This window comes from Stutzerimonas azotifigens, from assembly GCF_013522725.1.
In the GTDB taxonomy this organism is placed as follows: Bacteria; Pseudomonadota; Gammaproteobacteria; order Pseudomonadales; family Pseudomonadaceae; genus Stutzerimonas; species Stutzerimonas azotifigens_A.
Genome location: NZ_JAAMRF010000004.1, coordinates 379,247 through 401,329 on the forward strand (window position 1 = coordinate 379,247; position 22,083 = coordinate 401,329).

Below are 22,083 nucleotides of genomic sequence, written 5' to 3' on the forward strand. Positions count from 1 at the left end.
ACAACCGGAGCAAAGGAATGTCCCTTTATCGCACCCTGCTGTTGCCGCTGCTGGTCGCCGCCCTGGCCGGCTGCACCAGCCATCGCGTCTACAACGCCGAAGAGCGTTTTCCCGAGAACCTCAACCTGACCCAGCAGCAGATGCAGCGGGCCATCGTCACCGCGCTCACCGACCGGCAATGGAAGGTCCAGTCCGTGGAGCCGGCCCTGATCAAGGCGGCCATCACCGTTCGCGGTCGTCATCATGCCGAGGTCGACATTCCTTATTCGGCCACCGCCTTCCAGATCCAGCTGCGCAGCAGCTGGGGTCTGAACGAGAAGAGCGGCAAGATCCACCGCAATTACAACCGCTGGGTGAACCGCCTGCGCGACAACATCCTCAGGGAGCTCGACATCGACCCGATCACCGAATCGGTGGACAACCTGGGCATCATCGAACAGACCAGCGGCAACGGCGACGCGGTGCTGATGGATTTCCAGCAGGGCCTGCAGCGCGGCCTGGACAGCGGCCTGCTCGATGGCAGCGTCAGGTTCTTCCTGGCGGGGCAGCCGATCGACGGTGAGGTGCGCACCCTGCGCAGCGTGACCAGCAACCGCAAGACCAACGCCTCGAACAAGAGCGACGAGGAGGCCTGCAGCTGGGTCCTGCAGTCGGTACTGGCGAGCCTGCAGAATACGGCCAAGCAAGCCGGTGCCAATGCCGTGGTGAACATCGTCAGCTACTACAAGCGCAACGCCTACCAGGACCCCGCCCGCTACGAATGTCACGCCGGCATGGCGATCGCCGGCGTCGCGCTGCGTGGCCAGCTGGCCACGATCGAGTAACGACACAGGCAACGGCGCGCCGAGGCCAGAGATCGGCGCGCCGGAACGAACACGCTGCGGGGCGAGTCAACCGAACATCATCCATCCGCTAAGGAGCGCCCATGTTCGGTTTATCGAAGTCGCACAAGTTCGAGGTGAACTACATCTTCCGCAACGACCCGCGCGTTCAAATCTTCGAGTCGGAACAGGACAGCTTTTCCCAAGCCGATGCGATCCGTCACTTGATCGAACTGCACAACGCCGACGCGGAAAACAACCTGGCGATGCCCGAGCCCGACGCGGGCGAGGCTGAGCTGACGAAACAGGCCGAGGTCTTGGGCATCAGCGACATCCGCGTCACCAAGCTGGTCCGCGAACACGAGAAAGGCACCAGCCCGGGCCATTATCAACAGCCCTGAATGAAGAAGGCCGCATAAGCGGCCTTCTGTGTCACCGGTGGTATTGCCCAGACAGCTCGTGCACCGCCTCGATGAAGGCACCCGCATGGGCCGGATCGACCTCCGGGGTGATGCCGTGTCCGAGGTTGAACACATGCCCGCTCCCCTGGCCGTACGAGGCGAGGATTCGCGCCACTTCGGCGCGGATGGCCGAAGGCTTGGCGTAGAGCACGGTCGGGTCCATGTTGCCCTGCAGCGCAACGCGCTCACCCACCCGCCGACGGGCCTGGCCAATGTCGCAGGTCCAGTCCAGACCGAGCGCGTCGGCACCGGCATCGGCGATGTCCTCGAGCCACAGGCCACCGTTCTTGGTGAACAGAATCACCGGCACCTTGCGTCCGTCATGCTCGCGAATCAGCCCCGCGACGATCTTGCGCATGTAGGCCAGGGAGAACTCCAGATAGGCCGCCGAGGACAGGTTCCCGCCCCAGGTATCGAAGATCTGCACGGCCTGCGCGCCGGCCTTGATCTGGCCGTTCAGGTAGGCCGTCACCGACTGGGCCAGCTTGTCGAGCAGCGCGTGCATGGCCTGTGGGTTGTCGTAGAGCATGGCCTTGGACTTGTGGAAGTCCTTCGACGAGCCGCCCTCGACCATGTAGGTAGCGAGCGTCCAGGGGCTGCCGGAGAAACCGATCAGCGGGACCCGGCCGTTGAGCTCGCGGCGAATGGTGCGTACCGCGTCCATCACGTAGCCCAGATCCTTGTCCGGATCGGGCACGGGCAGCGCCTCGATGTCGGCGGCCGACTCGACGGTCTTCCTGAAACGCGGCCCTTCGCCGGTTTCGAAGTACAGGCCCAGGCCCATGGCGTCAGGCACGGTCAGGATGTCGGAGAACAGGATCGCAGCGTCCAGCGGATAGCGCTCCAGAGGCTGCAGGGTGACCTCGCAGGCCATTTCCGGATTCATGCACAGCCCCATGAAGTCCCCGGCACGCGCGCGACTGGCCCGGTATTCAGGCAGGTAGCGGCCAGCCTGGCGCATCATCCACACAGGGGTGACGTCGACGGGCTGCTTGAGCAGGGCGCGCAGAAAGCGGTCGTTCTTCAGGGCGGAGGTCATGGCGGGTTCCAGCAGAAAAAGTGCCGCGCATTGTCGCAAAGCACAAAACAAAAGGCACGGCGAGCGCCGTGCCTTTTATCTATCGCCTTGATTCAGGTCAGCCCGGCGGCCTTTGGCCGCCCGGGCTTACGCAGTACTCAGACGCCCAGGTAGTCCAGAATCCCTTCGGCGGCCTGGCGGCCTTCGAAGATCGCGGTGACCACCAGATCCGAGCCGCGCACCATGTCGCCGCCGGCAAAGATCTTCGGGTTGCTGGTCTGGTGCTTGAACTCGCCCATTTCCGGCGCCACGACGCGTCCCTGATTGTCCGTCTGGATACCCAGCTGCTCGAACCAGGGGGCCGGACTCGGACGGAAGCCGAAGGCGATGACCACCGCATCGGCCGGCAGAATTTCCTCGGAGCCGGGGATAGGCTCAGGGCTGCGACGGCCACGGGCATCGGGTTCGCCCAGGCGCGTCTCGACCACCTTCACGCCTTCGACCTTGTCCTCGCCGACGATGGCGATCGGCTGACGGTTGAAGAGGAACTTGACCCCTTCCTCCTTGGCATTCTTCACCTCCTTGCGCGAGCCCGGCATGTTGGCCGCGTCACGCCGGTAGGCGCAGGTGACGCTCTTGGCGCCCTGGCGGATGGAGGTTCGGTTGCAGTCCATCGCCGTGTCGCCACCACCGAGCACCACCACCTTCTTGCCCTTCATGTCGATGAAGTCTTCCGGCGTCCTCTCGAAGCCCAGGTTGCGATTGACGTTGGCAATCAGGAAGTCCAGCGCATCGTAGACGCCTGGCAGGTCTTCGCCCGGGAAGCCACCCTTCATGTAGGTGTAGGTGCCCATGCCCATGAACACCGCATCGTATTCGGCCAGCAGCTGGTCGACACTGACGTCCTTGCCGACCTCGGTGTTGAGCCGGAACTCGATGCCCATGCCGGTGAAGACCTCGCGGCGGCGGCTCATGACAGTCTTTTCCAGCTTGAACTCGGGGATGCCGAAGGTAAGCAGGCCGCCGATCTCCGGGTTGCGATCGAACACCACCGGGGTCACGCCGTTGCGCACCAGAATGTCGGCGCAGCCAAGGCCCGCCGGCCCGGCGCCGATGATCGCGACCTTCTTGCCGGTCGGCTTGACCTTGGACATGTCCGGCCGCCAGCCCATGGCGAAGGCGGTGTCGGCGATGTACTTCTCCACCGAGCCGATGGTGACCGCGCCGAAACCGTCGTTGAGGGTGCAAGCACCTTCGCAGAGGCGGTCCTGCGGGCAGACGCGGCCGCAAACTTCCGGCAGCGTGTTGGTCTGGTGGGCCAGTTCGGCCGCCGCCAGGATGTTGCCTTCCGACACCAGCTTGAGCCAGTTTGGAATGTAGTTGTGCACCGGGCACTTCCACTCGCAATAGGGGTTTCCGCAGCCCAGGCAGCGGTGCGCCTGGTCGGAAGCCTGAGCCGGTTTGAAGGGTTCGTAGATCTCGACGAACTCCTTCTTGCGCTGGCGCAGCAGCTTCTTCTTCGGATCCTTGCGTCCGACCTCGATGAACTGGAAGTCGTTATTCAGACGTTCAGTCATTTCAAAACCTCTTCACAGCAGCGGCGGCACCAGGCCTGCACGCTGCAAGACAATCACGGTAAGCGGTCGCCCGAGACAGGCTCGGGCAAGCCGCTTGAAGCTGCTTGTTATTGCGGGTTGGCCCGGGTCGTCGACAGCAGGCTCGCCAGACTGGCCGCCTTCGGCTTGACCAGCCAGAAGCGCCGCAGGTAGTCGTCGAGGTTTTCCAGCAGTTCGGCACCCCACTCGCTGGCGGTCTCGGCAACGTACTCGCGCAAGACGTCCTGCAGATGGCTGCGATAAGCCTCCATCGCCTCACCGGTGATTCGCTGGATGGCTACGAGCTCGGTGTTCAGTCGGTCGACGAAACTGTTGTCCATGTCCAACACATAGGCGAAGCCGCCTGTCATGCCGGAGCCGAAGTTGTGCCCGGTCTTGCCCAGCACGCAGACGAAGCCGCCCGTCATGTATTCGCAGCAGTGATCGCCAGTGCCTTCGACAACCGCATGGGCGCCGGAGTTACGCACGCCGAAGCGCTCGCCCGCGGTGCCGGCGGCGAACAGCTTGCCGCCCGTGGCGCCATAGAGGCAGGTATTACCGATGATCGCCGAGTCCTGCGAAGCGTAGGCCGAACCTTTCGGTGGAGTGACCACCAGCTTGCCACCGGTCATGCCCTTGCCGACGTAGTCGTTGGCGTCGCCTTCGAGATAGAGGTTCAGGCCACCGGCGTTCCACACGCCGAAGCTCTGTCCCGCCGTGCCCTTGAAGCGGAAGGTCACCGGCGCGTCGGCCATGCCCTGGTTGCCATGCACCCGGGCGATCTCGCCGGACACCCGCGCACCGATCGAGCGGTCGCAGTTGCACACGTCCAGCTCGAACTCGCCACCGGTCTTGCCGTCGATCGCCGGCTTGGCCAGCTTGACCATTTCCTCGGCAAGCAGCCCCTGGTCGAACGGCGGATTCTTCTCCACCTCGCAGAACTGCGGCTTGTCGGCCGGAATATGGTCGCTGCCCAGCAGGGGCGTCAGGTCCAGATGCGCCTGCTTGTCGGTTTCACCCGGCAGCACTTCCAGCAGATCGGTACGCCCGATCAGCTCGGCGAGGCTGCGCACGCCCAGGCGCGCCAGCCATTCACGGGTTTCCTCGGCGACGAAGGTGAAGAAATTCACCACCATGTCGACCGTGCCGATGAAGTGGTCCTTGCGCAGCTTGTCGTTCTGCGTCGCGACACCCGTGGCGCAGTTGTTCAGGTGGCAGATGCGCAGGTATTTGCAACCCAGCGCGATCATCGGAGCCGTACCGAAACCGAAGCTTTCCGCCCCCAGGATCGCCGCCTTGATCACGTCCAGGCCGGTTTTCAGGCCGCCGTCGGTTTGCACCCGAACCTTGCCGCGCAGGTCGTTGCCGCGCAGCGTCTGGTGCGTCTCGGCCAGGCCGAGCTCCCAGGGCGAGCCGGCATAGCGGATCGAGGTGAGCGGCGAGGCGCCGGTGCCCCCGTCGTAGCCGGAGATGGTGATCAGGTCGGCATAGGCCTTGGCCACGCCGGCGGCGATGGTACCGACGCCCGGTTCTGCCACCAACTTGACCGAGACCAGCGCCTGCGGGTTGACCTGCTTGAGGTCGAAGATCAGCTGCGCCAGATCTTCGATCGAATAGATGTCGTGGTGCGGCGGCGGTGAAATCAGGGTTACGCCCGGTACCGCGTAGCGCAGCCGTGCGATCAGGCCGTTGACCTTGCCGCCCGGCAGCTGACCGCCCTCACCGGGCTTCGCGCCCTGGGCCACCTTGATCTGCAGTACTTCGGCGTTGACCAGGTATTCGGGCGTGACGCCGAAACGGCCGGTCGCCACCTGTTTGATCTTGGAGCTGCGCTCGGTGCCGTAACGTGCCGGATCCTCGCCGCCCTCACCGGAGTTGGAGCGCGCGCCGATACGGTTCATCGCCGCGGCGATGGCCTCGTGGGCTTCAGGCGACAACGCGCCCAGGGAGATGCCGGCCGAGTCGAAGCGCTTGAGAATCGACTCCAGCGGCTCGATCTCTTCGAGCGCCAGCGGCTGGTCGGCGACCTTGACCTTGAGCAGGTCGCGGATCATCGACACCGGACGCTGATCGACCAGCGCGGTGTATTCCTTGAAGCGGCTGTAGTCACCCTGCTGAACGGCCACCTGCAGCGCGCTGACCACGTCCGGGTTGTAGGCGTGGTATTCGCTGCCATAGACGAACTTGAGCAGGCCGCCCTGCTGGATTGGCCGACGGTTGTTCCAGGCCTCGGCAGCCAGCAGCTTCTGCTCGGCTTCGAGATCGACGAAGCGAGCTCCCTTGATCCGGCTGGCGACACCGCGGAACGACATCTCGACGATTTCGTCGGACAGTCCCACGGCTTCGAACAGCTGGGCGCCGCGATAGGACGCCACGGTGGAGATGCCCATCTTCGAGAGAATCTTCAGCAGGCCCTTGGAAATCCCCTTGCGGTAGTGCTTGAACACTTCGTAAAGGTCGCCCAGGACTTCGCCGGTGCGGATCAGATCGCCCAGCACCTCATAGGCGAGGAACGGGTAGACGGCCGTCGCGCCGAAGCCGATCAGCACCGCGAAGTGATGCGGATCGCGCGCGGTGGCGGTCTCGACCAGGATGTTGCAGTCGCACCGCAGGCCCTTCTCGGTCAGACGGTGGTGTACCGCACCGACGGCCAGCGAGGCGTGAACCGGCAGGCGCCCAGGGGTGATCGCCCGGTCGCTCAGCACCAGCAGCACCTTGCCGGCGCGCACGGCTTCCTCGGCCTGATCGGCGATGTTGCGCACCGCCGCTTCGAGGCCCATCGTCTCGTCGTAGTTCAGGTCGATGAGCTGGCGATCGAACCCGGGACGCTCCAGGGTCATGATGGTGCGCCACTTGGCCGGCGAGATCACCGGGCTGGTGAGGATCGCCCGGTTGGCGTGATCAGCGGTCTCTTCGAAGACGTTGCGCTCGGCGCCGAGGCAGGTTTCCAGCGACATCACGATCGACTCGCGCAGCGGGTCGATCGGCGGATTGGTCACCTGGGCGAACTGCTGGCGGAAATAATCGTACGGCGAGCGGATGCGACGCGAGAGCACCGCCATCGGGGTGTCGTCGCCCATCGAGCCGACCGCTTCCTGCCCCTGCTCGGCCAGCGGGCGCAGCACCTGGTCACGCTCTTCGAACGTCACCTGGAACATCTTCATGTACTGCTTGAGCTGATCGGCCTCGTAGAACGGCGAGCCGTGATCCTTGTCCTCCAGCGTGGCCTGGATGCGCAGGGCGTTCTGCCGCAGCCACTTCTTGTAGGGATGCTGGCTCTTGAGGCGATTATCGATGTCGCTGGTATGCAGGACCTGACCCGTATGGGTGTCGACCGCCAGAATCTGGCCCGGGCCGACCCGCCCCTTGGCGATGACTTCCTCGGGCTGGTAATCCCAGACACCGACTTCCGAAGCCAGGGTGATGTAACCATTGGTCGTGGTAACCCAACGCGCTGGACGCAGGCCATTGCGGTCGAGCAGGCAAACCGCATGGCGGCCGTCGGTCAGTACCACGCCAGCCGGGCCGTCCCAGGGCTCCATGTGCATGGAGTTGTATTCATAGAAGGCGCGCAGATCCGGATCCATCGTCTCGACGTTCTGCCAGGCCGGTGGAATTATCATGCGCAGGCCGCGGAACAGATCCATTCCACCGGTGACCAACAGCTCGAGCATGTTATCCATGCTGGAGGAGTCCGAACCGGTACGGTTAACCAACGGATCCAGGGCTTCCAGTTCCGGCAGCAGCTCGTTGGCGAACTTTGTACGGCGCGCCTGGGCCCAGTTGCGGTTACCGGTAATGGTGTTGATCTCACCGTTGTGGGCGAGGAAGCGGAATGGCTGCGCAAGCGGCCACTTCGGCAGGGTGTTGGTGGAGAAACGCTGATGGAAAACGCAGATGGCAGTCGCCAGGCGCTCGTCGCCGAGGTCGGGGTAAAACTGCGCGAGGTCCGCGGGCATCATCAGGCCCTTGTAGACGATGTCCTTGTCCGAAAGGCTGCAGACATAGAATTCCTCATCGGCCTTGAGCGCCACTTCGGCACGGCGGCGAACAAAGAACAGCTTGATTGCGAAGTCTTTCTCCGACAGCCCGTCACCGCTGACATAGACTTGTTCGATGCGCGGCAGACGATCGAGCGCCAGCTGGCCAAGCACACTGGTGTCGACCGGGACTTCACGCCATCCCACCAGGTTCAGGCCTTGCCCGGCGATTTCCTGATTGAGACGCTCACGCGCCGCCTGCGCCTTGGCGGCGTCCTGGCTCAGGAAGATCATGCCGACGGCATAGTTGTCGGACAGTTCGGCGCCGAACTGCTCCCGCGCCACGGCGCGCAGGAAGGCGTCGGGCTTCTGCATCAGCAGACCGCAACCGTCTCCGGTCTTGCCGTCTGCGTTGATCCCGCCTCGGTGGGTCATGCAGGTTAGCGATTGAATAGCGGTCTGCAACAGGTGATGGCTGGCATCACCCTGCATGTGGGCAATCAGACCGAAGCCGCAGTTATCCCTGAATTCATCAGGACGAAACAGACCTGCTCTCATAGGCACTCCACCAGCTAATTCTTTTGCAATCAACCCCTTACCGGCGAGGCGAGGCAAAGCCCTGCCTTTTACGCGGGCAAAAGGGTGAGCAGTTTACATAGCGCACTGGAGATAAAACAAATCTTTTCGGGGCAGGCGGCCCAGCCGCTTGCAAGACGGCCAGCGCAGCCTGAAAGGATCAGCGTGCCTGGATTTCCTGCTGCACGCTGCTGAAGGCGCGCGGCCAGGGCTTGCCTGCCTGCAACGCCGAGGGAAGAGAGGCAATGGCGCTCTGGGCAGCAGCACGATTGGCGAAGCTGCCGTAGGTCACGACATAAAGCGGCCGCCCTTCATGCTGCTTGGTGAAGTAGCGATAACCACTGCCGTGTTCCTGCACGACGGCCTGAGCACTCTTTTCCGAACGGGTCCCCAACACCTGAAGCAAGTAGTTCGAGCCCGGCTGACCGGCATACCAGTCGGCCGATCCGCCAGCCGCCGCAGGGGTCGAGGCCTGTGCTGGCGCCGGGGCTGCAGCAGGCGCGGATGACGTCGCAGCCACTGGCCGCTGCGGTGCCTGCGCTTGCGCCGGGGTCTGCGGTGCTGGCGCAGGTGCCGGAGGCGCCTCATTGACGGCTTGGCGTGGAGCCTCGACTGGCCGCGAAGGGGCAGGCACAGGCGGCTCGGGCTGAGACTGAGGCTCGTCGATGCTGCCTGCATAGTCCTCTTCTTCACCACCCGAAGCGGCGGCCAGCGGCTCACGCATCACCGGTTGAGGGTCACTGGCGAGCGGCAACGGCACGGGCTGATTGTTTCCTGCGAACTCGATGGCGGTCCCACGCGGTTGTCCAGCTTCGTCTCCCGCCAGCTCGCTCTCGTCGCTGCCTCCTCGGAACACCAGCGCAAGCGCGACCACCATCAACACAGCCGCCGCGGCGAGAAGATGCTTCTTCGGCAAGGCGAACCCAGCACCCTTGGCGCCCCCCTTGCGCGATACCCGCATCGCCTCGATCAACGCCTCACGCGCCACTTGATTGATCTTCCCCGGCCAACCGCCGGATTCGGCATGAATACCCTCGACCTGCTGCTCGCTCAGCACCTCAAGGCTGCTGTCAGCGCCCTCCAGACGAGCCGCGAGGTAATCGCGCGTCTCGTCTTCGTCGTACGGCTGCAGCTCAATGGCGTGATAGCGCTCTTCGCCATCGGCCAACACTTCGAGCCGAGCCACCAGGGTCGCCTTGCCGAAAAGAAACACATGCGGCCGCCCTTCGGGATTGCCCGCCGCCAGCCGCAGCAGGAGCTCCACAGCATCGTCGCTGAGCAGCTCGGCGTCATCGAACAGCAGATAGACCTCTTGGCCAGTCAAGGCCAGCTGGATGATCTGCGCCATGATGCCGTCGAAGTCCGCGCGCTTGACGCCTAGCGACTGGGCGACCTGCTGCAGCACCTCGGCAGGACCGGTGGCGTCCTGCAGGGCCACCACCACGCTTTGCACCGTCTGCTTGTTGGTGCTGGCGACCAGCGCCTGCCGCAACAACGTCTTGCCACTGCCAGCCGGCCCGGTCACCACCAGCAAAAGCTGGCTGTAGCGGGCAAGGTGGTGCAACTGGCCCAACACCGGTTTGCGCTGGGCCGGGAAAAACTTGAATCCCGGCACGCGAGCGGCGAATGGATCGTGGCTGAATCCGTAATGGCTCAGATAAGACTCGTCAGCGGACAAACTGGTCATGGAAATCTCTTAGGCTCCTAGCTGAGCCAGCAGTGCGTCGTAATCGACGCGCAAGGTGGCTTCCAGCACTTCACGAGGAAAATCGGCGGTAACGACAGCCTCTCCCAAACGCTTGAGCAGCACCAGACGCAGCTGCCCATTGATAACTTTCTTGTCGACGGCCATATGGCGGAGGAAGTCTTCTGACGTCATGTCGGCCGGGGGGGTAACGGGCAGGCCAGCACGCGCCAGCAGACTCACCGCACGATCGCGATCCGAGGCCGGCAGCCAGCCGAGTCGACAAGACATTTCCAGCGCCATCACCATGCCGGCGGAGACCGCCTCGCCATGTAGCCACACACCATAGCCCTGATGGGTCTCGATGGCATGCCCGAAGGTATGACCCAGATTGAGAATGGCGCGAATGCCCGACTCCCGCTCGTCCGCGCCGACCACCTTGGCCTTGGCGGCGCAGGAGCGCCGAATGGCCTCGGTCAAGACAGCCGCATCGAGCGAGCGCAACGCCTGGACATGCTCTTCGAGCCAGCCGAGGAAGGGCTCGTCGCAGATCAGTCCGTACTTGATTACTTCGGCGAGGCCTGCCGACAGCTCGCGGGGAGGCAGCGTGGACAGGGTCGAGGTATCGATGATCACCGCCTGCGGCTGGTAGAACGCACCGATCATGTTCTTGCCCAGCGGGTGATTGATGCCGGTTTTGCCGCCAACCGAGGAGTCGACCTGCGACAGCAGCGTCGTCGGCATCTGGATGAATTCGACGCCGCGCTGATAGCAGGCTGCTGCAAAGCCGGCCATGTCACCAACGACACCGCCGCCGAGCGCAATGATGGTTACCTTGCGGTCCAGCCGGGCCGTGAGCAGCGCGTCGAAGATGAGATTGAGCGTCTGCCAGTTCTTGTACGCCTCGCCATCGGGAAGCACGATCGGCGTCACTGTCACGCCCACGAGCGCATCGACCAGCCGATCCAGATACAGGGGCGCAATCGTCTCGTTGGTAACGATCGCGACCTGCTTGCCGCCAATATGCTCACGAAAGAACTCGCCACGAGAAAGCAGCTGATCGCCGATATGAATGGGATAGCTACGCTCGCCAAGATCGACTTCAAGAGTCTGCATGACACCCCCGCTGAAAGGGCCTTAGGATAGCGCAGATTGGTCGCGGCTTTCACGGGGCATGAGCCCCACGAGGCGATCGAGGATCTCCATCACCACCAGACGCGGCGGACGCTCATCCGTCTCGACGATGATATCGGCGATGCATCGATAAAGGGGGTCGCGCACAGCCATCAGCTGACGCAGTGTGGCCTCCGGATCGGCTGCACGCAGAAGCGGGCGATTGCGATCCCGGGCAGTTCGATCGAGCTGCTGCTCGACCGAGGTACAGAGATAGACGACCCGACCGCCGGCGCGCAATGCTCGACGGTTGTCGTCACGCAGAACAGCCCCGCCACCGGTCGCCAGCACCAATCCTTCCAGACGGCAGAGATCGGCAATGACCGCATGCTCGCGCTCGCGGAATCCCTGCTCACCTTCCACATCGAAGATAAGAGGGATGCTCGCCCCGGTACGCTGTTCGATTTCCTTGTCGGAATCCTTGAACGGGAGGCGAAGCTCTTTGGCAAGAAGACGCCCGATGGTGCTTTTTCCAGCACCCATCGGGCCCACGAGAATGGTGTTCTGCACCTAAATCAGCGGCTCACTGCGATAGCTTGGTGATTCAGGATACGCGGAGTGAGGAAAATCAGCAGCTCCGTTTTGGCATCGGACACGATGTCGCGACGGAACAGTCGACCCAGGTAAGGCAGGTCACCCAGGAACGGAACCTTGTCGACGCCCTGGGTCTGGGTGTTGGAGAACACCCCCCCGATCACCACGGTCTCGCCGTCAGCCACCAACACCTTGGCATTGACCTCATTCTTGGTGATCGGAGGCACACCGTTCACGGCGCGCTGGAAGTCCGGCTCATCCTTGGTCACCTTGACCTCAAGAATCACACGGTTGTCAGGGGTGATCTGGGGTGTCACTTCCAGCGAAAGGGCCGCTTCCTTAAACGACGTCGAGGTCGCGCCGCTGGAGCTGGCTTCCTGGTAGGGAATTTCCGAGCCACGCAGGATCTTGGCGGTCTCCTTGTCAGCCGTCATGACTTTCGGCTGCGACACGATTTCACCGTTACCGGTCCTCTCCATCGCAGACAGTTGCAGGTCAAGTATCAGATTGTTGGTGATGAATCCAATACCAAGGCCCGCGGTGCTGTTGGCAACGCCCATGTCAACAAACGGAACCGGAGCGACGCCATCGCTAGCAGTGAAATTGCCTACCGTGTCCGTACCAGGCAAATAAGCACGGCCGCTGTCCGAGTCGAAAGTAGTGGCACCGTCTTTACCGTAGATGGCGGCGTTACCCGCAGTCAGGCTGCCACCCCAACGCACGCCCAAGGCCTTGTCGTAATCGACGTTCGCCTCGACGATCCGCGCCTCGATCATTACTTGACGAACCGGGATATCCAGCTGAGTCACGATACGGCGCAGCTCGTCTAGGCGCTCCTGGGTCTGGTAGGCGATGATGTTGTTGGTGCGATCATCTACGGCGATCGAACCACGATCATCAGCCTGTCCTGCACTGCTGGTCACGGTTTGGAACAGCTTGGCGATATCGGAAGCCTTGGCGTAGTTCACCTGAACCACTTCGCGGCGCAACGGAGCCAGCTCGGCAATCTGACGCTTGGATTCGAGTTCCTGACGCTCACGCGCAGCGATTTCGTCGGCTGGCGCAACCAGAAGGACGTTACCCACCTGACGCTTGTCCAGGCCCTTGGTCTTCAAAACCAGGTCCAGCGCCTGGTCCCAAGGCACGTTCTGCAGACGCAGGGTGATGTTGCCCTGGACAGTATCACTGGCAACCAGGTTGAGATCCGTGAAGTCGGCAATCAGCTGCAGCACCGAACGTACATCGATGTCCTGGAAGTTCAAGGACAGCTTCTCGCCGGAATAGGCGAACCGCTCGGCCTTGCGCTTTTCCATGTCATCCTGGGTCAACGGCTTGATGCTGATGGTCAGCTTGTCGTCCGTCTGGTAGGCCAGGTAATCGTAGAAGCCAGTCGGCTCGATGACGATATCGGCACCGTCGGATTTACTGGAAGCATTGACGAAGCGCACCGGCGTCGCGAAATCCTGGACGTCCAAACGCACACGCAAGGCTTCAGGCAGCTGAGTCTTGGCGAAGGAAACGCGGATCTTGCCACCCTGCTCTTCGATGCTCGGACTGACCGACGGATCGGACAATGAAATAACGACGTTACCCGCGCCATCTTCCCCGCGCTGGAAATCGATATTGCTGATGGCCTTACCTACCGGAGCGCGCACCACAGGCGTCGGCGCCGCAACCGGAGCCGCGACGGGCGTAGCGGAAACCGCAGCCGGTGCAGCGGCACTTTCACCCAGCACCACGTACATGTTCTTGCCATCGACTCGGGTCGAGTACGGGACCAGCGAGGTCAGGTTGACGATGACGCGCGTACGATCCTTGGCTTCGACAACCGTGACACTGCGGGCATTGCCTACGCCAAGTTCACGATTCTTCGCGCCGAGCTTGTTCGAAACGCCAGGCAGGTCGAGCGCAATACGCGCCGGCTGGTCGATGGTGTAGCCACGAGGATTTGCGACAGGCTCGTCGAAGCCCAACTTGAGCTCGACACGATCCCCGGGTAGCGACGCCACGTCGAGAGCTGTCAGGTTGGCTGCGAGCAGCGCGGGCGATATGAAGACCGCCAGCATGGACAAACCGAGGCGAGATAGGGTGCTGTTCATAAGAGGCTTCCGTTGTGCAGACCGGTATAGGTTTTCCATTATTTATCCCGCGCTCAGGAGCGCTCTTTCAGGGTCAAACTACGGGGACGCTCAAGCCATCCACCGTCCCCGTCAGGCACGATCTCAAGCACATCTACAGTGGCTTCGTTGATGGAAACGACACGCCCATGGTTACGCCCAAGATAATCACCGACTCGCACCCGATGTACGCCGCCAGCGCCCTGGACCAGAGCGAACATGCCACCCTCGTTGGATAGCGAGCCCACCATGGTGAAGTTCTCGATATTGAAGCCTTCAAGGAACTGCTTGATGCGCGTCTCGTCGGGATGGATATCCTTGGAGCCTTTCTGCTGTCGGGCGAGGTCGATCTTGACCGGCGGCTGAAACGGACTGCGCAGTGCGGAAGCGCTATAGGTGAAGGCTTCGTAGGGCTGAAAGGCCGGCAACGGCTCGATCGAACCTTTGGGCTTGGCCCTTACCTCATCCATGTACGCCTGCAGATCAGAGAAGCTTGAGCTGCCACCACAGCCGGCGAGCACGGCGAAAGAAAGACTGAGTGCAATCAAACGGACGCTGTTCATTGCTGCGCCCCCTTGTCGTTGTAACGATAGGTCTTGGCCAGGATGCTCATCCGCAGCCGTGAGGTGGTTTCGGCGCTTTCCGGCTTCAGCTCGAAATCATGCAACGTGACGATTCGCGGCAGGCTAGCAACACCACTGACGAAGGTTGCCAGGTCGTGGTAATTACCAACCGCTTTAATCTCGATGGGCAACTCGATATAGAACTGCTGAGCTACCTCGGGCTGCAACTTGATCTCTTCGAACTCCAAGCCGCTACCAAGACCGGTACGGGTTATATCTTCGAGCAATCCAGGCACTTCGGTATCGCTGGGCAATTGCCTCAGCATTGCGCCAAAGGAGGTTTCCATCTCCTTCATCTGCTCGATATACGCTTCGAGATTCGCAGCCTGAAACGCCTTGGTGGAAAACTGTTGTTTCAGCGTTTCTTCCTGGGCTTGCTCTTGTTCGAGCCGAGTCTGCATATCTTTCAGATGAAAGTTGTATCCCAGCGCCAGCACTGCAATAAGCAGAAGAATGCACGTAATGAATTTTACTGGCGCAGGCCAGGAGCCCAGATTATTCAGATCCAAGTCGGCAAGGTCGACCTTGCGCAGACTTTCCAGAGATTCAGCCAAGCTCATTGTTTGGCTCCTTCCGTAGCGACCACTGGCTGCGTTTGCTGCACGGTGAGTTGAAAGACATTGGCTTGCTCTACTGCGCCCGCAGTCACAGCCTTAACCTCATTGAGGTTCGGCGCCTGCAGCCACTCGGAGCCATCGAGGTTACGCATCAGATTCGAGACGCGGTTGTTCGATTCGGCCGCACCTACGATGGCAATGTTCTTGCCAGTCATCTTCAGTCCGGTGAAATACACGCCGTCGGGAAGCGTCCGTACCAACTGGTCGAATACGCGCCCGATGATCGGGCGATTGCCCTGCAGGTCCTGGATGATTTTCATCCGCTCGAGCAACTGCTGACGACGCTGCTTGAGTTCACTGATCTCCTTGATTCGCGCATCAAGGACGGCAATTTCCTTGCGCACGAAGTCGTTGCGGGCCTGCTGCTGGCTGATGGCACCTTCGAGGTACTGATCGCCCAGGAAGACAAGCCCGGCCGATACGACGAACACGCCCACCAGCGTGACCAGAAAGCGCTGCTTTCGCTCTTCACGCAGCTGTTCGCGCCAGGGAAGTAAGTTGATCTGCGCCATCAGTCGAAACTCCTCATCGCCAGGCCACAGGCAATCATCAAAGCGGGCGCGTCACTGGCCAGCGCGCCGGCGTTGACCCTGCTGCTCAAAGCCATATCGGCAAAAGGATTGGCGACTAGAGTCTGGGTCCCGATTTTCTGCTGAATGAGCCGATCGAGGTCCGGAATCGAGGCCGTACCGCCGGCAAGCAGGATGTAATCGACATCGTTGAACTGGCCGGCCGCAAAGAAGAACTGCAGCGAGCGGGACACCTGCTGAACGACCGCCTCTTTGAACGGTTGCAACACTTCGCTGTCGTAGTCGTCTGGAAGGCCTCCCTGCTTTTTCGCAAGACCGGCTTCTTCAGTAGACAAGCCATAGCGGCGCTGAATCTCTTCGGTCAATTGACGGCCGCCGAACAGTTGTTCGCGCGTATAAATGGTGCGCCCGTTGTGCAACACGCTCAGGGTCGTCATGGTTGCGCCGATATCGACGATCGCAACGGTGAGTTCGTCGTGACTGCCACCGAGCTGGGCATCGAGCAGGCTGTACGCTCTCTCCAGTGCGTAGGCCTCGACGTCAACTACTTTTGCCGTCAGCCCCGCAAGCGCCAGGGCAGCTTCGCGCACCTCGACGTTCTCCTTGCGGCATGCAGCGAGCAGCACTTCGACCCGCTCAGGCGTACGCGCCAAGCCTTGGACTTCGAAGTCGATCGCCACTTCTTCAAGCGGATAGGGAATGTACTGGTCCGCCTCGATCTTCAGCTGGTTTTCCAGCTCATCGTCGGACAGACCCGCCTCCATCTCGATGGTCTTGGTGATCACCGCTGAACCGGCCACCGCCACGGCCACCGAGCGGGCGCCAGTCTTGGCCTTGCTCAGGACGCGCGCAAGCGCCTCACCGACACCTTCGAGTTCGGCGATGTTCTTTTCGACGACCGCATTTGGGGGAAGCGGCTCCACGGCGTAGGCCTCTACCCTGTAGCGGCTGCCGGAGCGGCTTAATTCGAGGAGCTTGACTGAGGTCGAACTGATATCGATCCCAAGCAGCGTATTCGCTTTCTTAGTGAAGAGCCCTAGCACGACCGATTTCCTATCTGAATCCGGTACTTACGGATTAATTATGTTTTTCCACATTAGATAACAGTCTTGACAGAAGCGCAAATGGCTCCCCAGCAAAAAAACCGCTTATAATGTGAACGGTTTTTCCCTTTCAGCATCGCCTCCGGCAGCACTCACTTTATCCACCTGGAACCCCAAGAACCTTGATGCGTTTCCTGAAGTTTTTCCTTTGGTCTGGCTTAGCTGTTTTCTGCGGACTGCTGCTCAGTTTGAGCGGTGCCTTCCTTTATCTAAGCCCCAACCTTCCTTCCGTCGACGCACTGCGCAGCATTCAGCTCCAGATCCCGCTGAGGGTCTACAGCAATGATGAAAAGCTGATCGCAGAGTTCGGGGAAATGCGCCGGTCACCGATTCGCTTCGATGAGATCCCGAAGGACTTCATCCATGCGCTGCTGGCGGCAGAGGATGACAACTTTGCGAACCATTATGGCGTCGAGCTGACCAGCCTGATGCGCGCTGCCACGCAAATATTGAAGAGTGGGCAGATCCAGACGGGCGGAAGCACCATCACAATGCAGGTCGCCAAGAACTACTTCCTCACCAGCGAGCGGAGCTTCTCCCGGAAAATCAACGAAATTCTGCTCGCGCTACAGATCGAACGCGCGCTGAGCAAAGATGAAATCCTCGAGCTGTACGTAAACAAGATTTACCTGGGCAACCGCGCCTACGGGATCGAAGCGGCCGCTCATGTCTATTACGGCAAATCCATCAAAGACTTGAGCCTCGCACAGATGGCGATGATAGCCGGTCTGCCAAAAGCGCCATCGGCATTCAACCCCCTGGTGAACCCGACGCGCTCCAAAGAGCGCCGCGACTGGATTCTGGGGCGTATGCATCGCCTGGGCACCATCGATCAGGCGCGCTATGAAGCGGCACTCGCCGAGCCGGTCGATGCCAAGTATCACTTCGCCACACCGGAACTCAACGCTGCCTATATTGCCGAGATGGCCCGCGCCGAAATGGTCGGCCGCTTCGGCAGCGACGCCTACACCGAGGGCTATCGGGTCTACACCACCATTACCAGCGAGCGCCAACTGGCCGCCAACACCGCACTCGACTCCGGACTGATCGAATATGACCAGCGCCACGGTTACCGCGGGCCAGAGGCCAAGCTGGAAGGCAGATCCCGCGAAGAGTGGCTTGCCGAACTGGGCAAGCGCCGCGCCGTCTCCGGCATGCTGCCCGCCGTGGTCAGCCAGGTCGAGAACAGCGGCATCATGGTATTGCTGCGCGACGGCACGGAACACCCGATAACCTGGGACAGCATGAAATGGGCCCGCCCGCACCTGGCGACCAACAGCCTGGGTCCCCGCCCACAGCGCCCGGCCGATGTGGTCAAGCCAGGCGACGTGATTCGCGTGCGCATGCAGGACGATAACCTGCTGTTCAGCCAGATACCGGCCGCCCAGGCGGCATTGGTATCGCTGGACCCGGAGGATGGCTCGATCGAGGCCCTGGTCGGCGGCTTCTCGTTCGACCAGAGCAGCTACAACCGAGCCATCCAGGCCAAGCGACAGCCCGGCTCGAGCTTCAAGCCCTTCATTTATAGCGCTGCATTGGACGCCGGCTTCACCGCCGCAAGCATGGTCAACGACGCCCCCATTGTCTTTACCGAGCAAGGAATGGATCGCGTCTGGCGCCCCAAGAACGACAACAACACGTTCCTCGGACCTATTCGCATGCGCGAGGCCCTGTACAAGTCGCGCAACCTGGTCTCGATCCGGATGCTGCAGACCATCGGCATCGATTACGCCATCGACTACATCACCCGCTTCGGCTTCAACCGCCAGGATTTGCCGCGCAATCTTTCGCTGGCGCTGGGCACCGCCACCCTGACGCCGATGGAAATCGCCACCGGCTGGACGGCCTTCGCCAACGGCGGTCACAAGATCCAGCCTTACCTGATCGAGCGAATCGAAGACCGCGAAGGCAAGGTGATTTTCCAGGCCAACCCGCCACGGGTCGGCGTCACGGAGCAACCCTCCCCCAACATCGAAACCGCCCAGCACGCCGCGGCAGACGACCCGGACGCACAGGCGCCGATCGCCTCCGAGCAGGTGATCGACGAACGCACCGCCTACATCATGACCAGCATGCTGCAGGACGTGATCAAGAAGGGTACAGGGCGCCGTGCACTGGCGATGAACCGTGGCGATATCGCCGGCAAGACCGGAACCACCAACGATTCGATCGACAGCTGGTTCTCCGGCTACAACGCCGACTTCGTCACCACCGTATGGGCCGGCTTCGATCAACCCCAAAGCCTGGGGCGCAACGAGTACGGCGGTACGGTCGCCCTGCCGATCTGGATGAACTACATGTCGGCAGTACTCGAAGGGCGGCCTGAGCACCTGCCACCCGAACCCGAAGGCATTACGACCTTGCGCATCGATCCGGTCAGCGGTCGCGCTGCGTCGCCTGGCACGCCGGACGCGTATTTCGAGCTGTTCAAGTACGAGGATTCGCCGCCTTCCATGGGCGAGTTCGATGGCGGTTTCCAGATCCCCGGCACTCCACTGCCTGAATCCGAAGCCGCACCGCTGGACCTGTTCTAGCCGCCAGCCAGATAGCAGGCACAAAAAAACCCCGCATCAGCGGGGTTTTTCATGTCTATCGACGATCAGCCGTTGAACACATCGTTTACCGACTGAAGCGGATAGTGCTTCGGATAGGGCAGCGTGGCCACACCCGTCTCGATCGCTGCCTTGGCGACCGCATCGGACACCAGGGTAATCAGACGAGGATCCATCGGCTTCGGAATGATGTACTCGCGACCAAATTCGAGGCTTTCGACACCATAGGCTGCGGCGACTTCGGCCGGTACGGGCAGCTTGGCCAGATCACGCAGGGCCAGCGCCGCGGCAATCTTCATCTCTTCGTTGATGCGCTTGGCACGTACGTCCAGTGCGCCACGGAAGATGAAGGGGAAGCCCAGCACGTTGTTGACCTGGTTCGGGTAGTCGGAACGACCGGTCGCCATGATCACGTCGGAGCGGGTCGCGTGGGCCAGCTCAGGGCTGATCTCCGGATCCGGGTTGGAGCAGGCGAACACGACCGGGTTGGGCGCCATGCGGTTGAGGTTTTCCGGGCTCAAGAGATTGGCCCCGGAAAGGCCGACGAACACGTCGGCACCGTCCAGCGCATCGGACAGGGTGCGCCTGTCGGTTTCGTGGGCGAACACCGCCTTGTACTGGTTCAGATCGTCGCGCCCGGCATGGATCACGCCCTTGCGGTCGATCATGAAGATGTTCTCGATCTTCGCGCCCATGCTCACCAGCAACTTCATGCAGGACGTGGCAGCGGCACCGGCGCCCAGGCAGACAATCTTGGCCGACTCCAGTGACTTGCCAGCGATCTCCAGCGCATTGAGCATGCCAGCCGCGGTCACGATGGCGGTGCCGTGCTGGTCGTCGTGAAAGACAGGGATGTCGCACTGTTCGATCAGGGCGCGCTCGATCTCGAAGCACTCGGGCGCCTTGATGTCTTCGAGGTTGATGCCGCCGAAGGTGATGGAGATGCGCTTGACGGTGTCGATGAAGGCCTGCGGGCTTTCTGCATCGACTTCGATGTCGAAGACGTCGACGCCAGCGAAGCGCTTGAACAGGACGCCCTTGCCTTCCATTACCGGCTTGGAAGCCAGCGGGCCGAGATCGCCAAGGCCAAGAATCGCCGTACCATCGGAAATGACTGCGACCAGGTTGCCTTTACCAGTGTACTTGTAGGCCAGCTCCGGATCGCGAGCGATCTCACGTACGGGCTCGGCTACACCGGGGCTGTATGCCAGGGACAGGTCACGCGCGGTCGCGGTGGGCTTGGTCAGCTCGACACTCAGCTTCCCGGGGCGGGGCTGGCAGTGGTACTCGAGCGCGGCAGTTTTCAGGTCGGTCATGTTGGCATTCCGCTTGTTTTACTGGAACAGACAGGCGGTCGAGCATACGCAAGAAGGTGGACCCTAACAAGGTTGCCACCGCCGCAGCCCAGGCGCCACGGGCACGCCAGCAGCCAGAGAGAACACGTTATGACCGATCTCCGAACCCTGGTATCACCTGGGCACGCCGAACAAACAAACGTCACGCCATTAGTCCGCAGAACCTCACGGACGCAGCTCGAGCATTGACGGATGGGAAATAGGCAACATCCAGCGGGCCTGGCCCGCAGCGGCGCCCTTGCGATCGATCACCCAACCGCGTGCCAGAACGCGGCGACCGACGAGAGCATCAAGCTCAGCGGCATCGAAACGGCCCAGATGTTGCCTGGCGATATGCAGGACAGCCGGCCCCTCGAACTCGAGCCACACCCCGCCACGGTTACGCTCGACACGCTCCACCCGTGCACCTATCAACGCGAAGCCCGCCTGCGCGAGGGAGTCCGGCGCAAGAACGGAAGGTGCTCGCCAGAGGTTACGGCCCGCGTCACGGGCCTGCCGCTCGGCTGCCTGGTGGCATTGCCAGAGATCGACGTTGGGCGCCTGGGCAACGAAGTAACCAAGACCTTCACCAAGCAGCGCCGCTTCCAAATTCGCACCCTTGTTGTCGTAGACATGGGCCAGGGCACGTCCGTAGCGATCTTTCGCCTCGGCGCCGATCTGCAGCCCGACGCGCCCGCCACTAGCCCGGACCCGCGCCTCCAGTTCTCGCCGCGCCAGCACGGCGAAGGGTTCCTCTGCCCGCCCGCCACCGCCGAGCTCCGGCGTGTTCAGCCCGATCAGCCGAACGCTGCGCCCGTCGGCCAGGCGCAGGGTGTCGCCATCCACCACCCGCGCCACCTCGACCTGTGGCAGGGGGCCGGGCGCAGGACAGGACGCCTGGACCGCAGATGACAGACAAACGAAAAAGGCGCCCACGAGGGGCGCCTTTTTCAGTGTCGCTGTAACGAAGAAGCCCATCGGCTTTTCGTCTCGGCCCAAGCTTACTTGGCGCCGAATACGCCGAAGCGCTGCTTGAAGCGGTCGATACGGCCGCCGGTATCCAGCACTTTCTGCTTGCCGGTGTAGAACGGGTGGCATTCGGAGCACACGTCCAGGTTCATGTTCTTGCCCAGCGTGGAGCGAGTCTTGATGACGTTGCCGCAGCTGCAGGTGGCTTCGATTTCTTGGTAGTTCGGATGGATATCGGCTTTCATGATGAATCCTCACGTCTGATGTGCCGCCACCCGACCCTATGTCGAGCACCGCACGGATTAAGGGCGCGAATGATACCAGAGCAAAGGCACGATGCAAGGGCCGCAGCGACGATCGGCCGACAGCCTCTGCGCCACGCCCGGCATCGCTGCT

The 22,083-nt window shown here is 61.9% G+C and carries 17 protein-coding genes; 3 read left to right on the top strand and 14 right to left on the bottom strand.

All coding sequences use genetic code 11. From position 1 onward, the window contains the following. Nucleotides 1–17: 17 nt before the first annotated feature. Complete coding sequence (locus G7026_RS10335) at nucleotides 18–824, top strand: hypothetical protein (RefSeq protein WP_181070684.1); 807 nt, start codon at nucleotides 18–20, stop codon at nucleotides 822–824. Nucleotides 825–925: 101 nt separating this feature from the next. Continuing rightward, a complete protein-coding gene (locus G7026_RS10340; protein ID WP_181070685.1) occupies nucleotides 926–1,222 on the top strand; it encodes a hypothetical protein in 297 nt (98 codons plus the stop codon). Between the two features lie 31 nt (nucleotides 1,223–1,253). Here the strand turns inward: G7026_RS10340 and hemE are convergent, their stop codons facing one another. The 11 genes from hemE to G7026_RS10395 form a co-directional block, all read right to left on the bottom strand. Continuing rightward, nucleotides 1,254–2,321 carry a uroporphyrinogen decarboxylase gene (hemE, locus tag G7026_RS10345; RefSeq protein ID WP_181070686.1) on the bottom strand — a complete coding sequence of 356 codons (1,068 nt, stop codon included), beginning with the start codon at nucleotides 2,319–2,321 and terminating at the stop codon, nucleotides 1,254–1,256. 137 nt (nucleotides 2,322–2,458) lie between these two features. After that, nucleotides 2,459–3,877, bottom strand: coding sequence for an FAD-dependent oxidoreductase (locus G7026_RS10350; protein WP_181070687.1), 1,419 nt, complete (start codon nucleotides 3,875–3,877; stop codon nucleotides 2,459–2,461). Between the two features lie 107 nt (nucleotides 3,878–3,984). Beyond that, nucleotides 3,985–8,433, bottom strand: a complete 4,449-nt coding sequence (gene gltB / locus G7026_RS10355; RefSeq protein WP_181070688.1) for a glutamate synthase large subunit — start codon at nucleotides 8,431–8,433, stop codon at nucleotides 3,985–3,987. A 178-nt stretch (nucleotides 8,434–8,611) separates the two neighbouring features. Beyond that, nucleotides 8,612–10,138, bottom strand: a complete 1,527-nt coding sequence (locus G7026_RS10360) for an AAA family ATPase (RefSeq protein ID WP_181070689.1) — start codon at nucleotides 10,136–10,138, stop codon at nucleotides 8,612–8,614. A 9-nt stretch (nucleotides 10,139–10,147) separates the two neighbouring features. Continuing rightward, entirely contained in the window at nucleotides 10,148–11,251 is a 1,104-nt protein-coding gene (aroB, locus tag G7026_RS10365) for a 3-dehydroquinate synthase (RefSeq protein ID WP_181070690.1), read from the bottom strand. Between the two features lie 21 nt (nucleotides 11,252–11,272). Continuing rightward, nucleotides 11,273–11,818 (bottom strand): shikimate kinase AroK, encoded by a 546-nt coding sequence (gene aroK / locus G7026_RS22610; RefSeq protein WP_181070691.1) that lies wholly within the window; start codon nucleotides 11,816–11,818, stop codon nucleotides 11,273–11,275. A gap of 5 nt (nucleotides 11,819–11,823) precedes the next feature. Further along, complete coding sequence (gene pilQ, locus G7026_RS10375; RefSeq protein WP_181070692.1) at nucleotides 11,824–13,941, bottom strand: type IV pilus secretin PilQ; 2,118 nt, start codon at nucleotides 13,939–13,941, stop codon at nucleotides 11,824–11,826. Nucleotides 13,942–13,994: 53 nt separating this feature from the next. Then, nucleotides 13,995–14,522 (bottom strand): type 4a pilus biogenesis lipoprotein PilP, encoded by a 528-nt coding sequence (pilP, locus tag G7026_RS10380; protein ID WP_181070693.1) that lies wholly within the window; start codon nucleotides 14,520–14,522, stop codon nucleotides 13,995–13,997. After that, on the bottom strand, nucleotides 14,519–15,142 hold the full coding sequence (gene pilO, locus G7026_RS10385; protein WP_181070694.1) for a type 4a pilus biogenesis protein PilO: 624 nt from the start codon (nucleotides 15,140–15,142) through the stop codon (nucleotides 14,519–14,521). Before pilO ends, pilP begins: the two co-directional genes overlap by 4 nt. Further along, nucleotides 15,139–15,711: a type 4a pilus biogenesis protein PilN gene (gene pilN / locus G7026_RS10390; RefSeq protein WP_181070695.1), complete on the bottom strand. Its 573-nt coding sequence runs from the start codon at nucleotides 15,709–15,711 to the stop codon at nucleotides 15,139–15,141. The genes pilO and pilN overlap by 4 nt, the downstream gene beginning before the upstream one ends. Continuing rightward, nucleotides 15,711–16,772 (bottom strand): pilus assembly protein PilM, encoded by a 1,062-nt coding sequence (locus G7026_RS10395; RefSeq protein ID WP_181070696.1) that lies wholly within the window; start codon nucleotides 16,770–16,772, stop codon nucleotides 15,711–15,713. The genes pilN and G7026_RS10395 overlap by 1 nt, the downstream gene beginning before the upstream one ends. Before the next feature lie 185 nt (nucleotides 16,773–16,957). On the opposite strand from G7026_RS10395, the gene G7026_RS10400 reads away from it, so the two are divergent. Then, nucleotides 16,958–19,366 carry a penicillin-binding protein 1A gene (locus G7026_RS10400; RefSeq protein WP_181070697.1) on the top strand — a complete coding sequence of 803 codons (2,409 nt, stop codon included), beginning with the start codon at nucleotides 16,958–16,960 and terminating at the stop codon, nucleotides 19,364–19,366. A gap of 65 nt (nucleotides 19,367–19,431) precedes the next feature. Here the strand turns inward: G7026_RS10400 and G7026_RS10405 are convergent, their stop codons facing one another. The 3 genes from G7026_RS10405 to rpmE form a co-directional block, all read right to left on the bottom strand. Next, entirely contained in the window at nucleotides 19,432–20,700 is a 1,269-nt protein-coding gene (locus G7026_RS10405) for a malic enzyme-like NAD(P)-binding protein (RefSeq protein WP_181070698.1), read from the bottom strand. 204 nt (nucleotides 20,701–20,904) lie between these two features. Further along, nucleotides 20,905–21,672 (bottom strand): thermonuclease family protein, encoded by a 768-nt coding sequence (locus tag G7026_RS10410; protein ID WP_375138200.1) that lies wholly within the window; start codon nucleotides 21,670–21,672, stop codon nucleotides 20,905–20,907. Between the two features lie 47 nt (nucleotides 21,673–21,719). Beyond that, nucleotides 21,720–21,932, bottom strand: coding sequence for a 50S ribosomal protein L31 (gene rpmE, locus G7026_RS10415; RefSeq protein ID WP_178079348.1), 213 nt, complete (start codon nucleotides 21,930–21,932; stop codon nucleotides 21,720–21,722). Between the last annotated feature and the right edge of the window lie 151 nt (nucleotides 21,933–22,083).

What these genes read in the sequence shown, in the direction of transcription:
- G7026_RS10340 (WP_181070685.1), top strand. Translation starts at nt 926, where the DNA reads ATGTTCGGTTTATCGAAGTCGCACAAGTTCGAGGTGAACTACATCTTC.
- pilQ (WP_181070692.1), bottom strand. Translation starts at nt 13,941, where the DNA reads ATGAACAGCACCCTATCTCGCCTCGGTTTGTCCATGCTGGCGGTCTTC.
- pilP (WP_181070693.1), bottom strand. Translation starts at nt 14,522, where the DNA reads ATGAACAGCGTCCGTTTGATTGCACTCAGTCTTTCTTTCGCCGTGCTC.
- hemE (WP_181070686.1), bottom strand. Translation starts at nt 2,321, where the DNA reads ATGACCTCCGCCCTGAAGAACGACCGCTTTCTGCGCGCCCTGCTCAAG.
- G7026_RS10335 (WP_181070684.1), top strand. Translation starts at nt 18, where the DNA reads ATGTCCCTTTATCGCACCCTGCTGTTGCCGCTGCTGGTCGCCGCCCTG.
- G7026_RS10405 (WP_181070698.1), bottom strand. Translation starts at nt 20,700, where the DNA reads ATGACCGACCTGAAAACTGCCGCGCTCGAGTACCACTGCCAGCCCCGC.
- rpmE (WP_178079348.1), bottom strand. Translation starts at nt 21,932, where the DNA reads ATGAAAGCCGATATCCATCCGAACTACCAAGAAATCGAAGCCACCTGC.
- pilO (WP_181070694.1), bottom strand. Translation starts at nt 15,142, where the DNA reads ATGAGCTTGGCTGAATCTCTGGAAAGTCTGCGCAAGGTCGACCTTGCC.
- G7026_RS10350 (WP_181070687.1), bottom strand. Translation starts at nt 3,877, where the DNA reads ATGACTGAACGTCTGAATAACGACTTCCAGTTCATCGAGGTCGGACGC.
- pilN (WP_181070695.1), bottom strand. Translation starts at nt 15,711, where the DNA reads ATGGCGCAGATCAACTTACTTCCCTGGCGCGAACAGCTGCGTGAAGAG.
- aroB (WP_181070690.1), bottom strand. Translation starts at nt 11,251, where the DNA reads ATGCAGACTCTTGAAGTCGATCTTGGCGAGCGTAGCTATCCCATTCAT.
- gltB (WP_181070688.1), bottom strand. Translation starts at nt 8,433, where the DNA reads ATGAGAGCAGGTCTGTTTCGTCCTGATGAATTCAGGGATAACTGCGGC.
- G7026_RS10400 (WP_181070697.1), top strand. Translation starts at nt 16,958, where the DNA reads ATGCGTTTCCTGAAGTTTTTCCTTTGGTCTGGCTTAGCTGTTTTCTGC.
- G7026_RS10360 (WP_181070689.1), bottom strand. Translation starts at nt 10,138, where the DNA reads ATGACCAGTTTGTCCGCTGACGAGTCTTATCTGAGCCATTACGGATTC.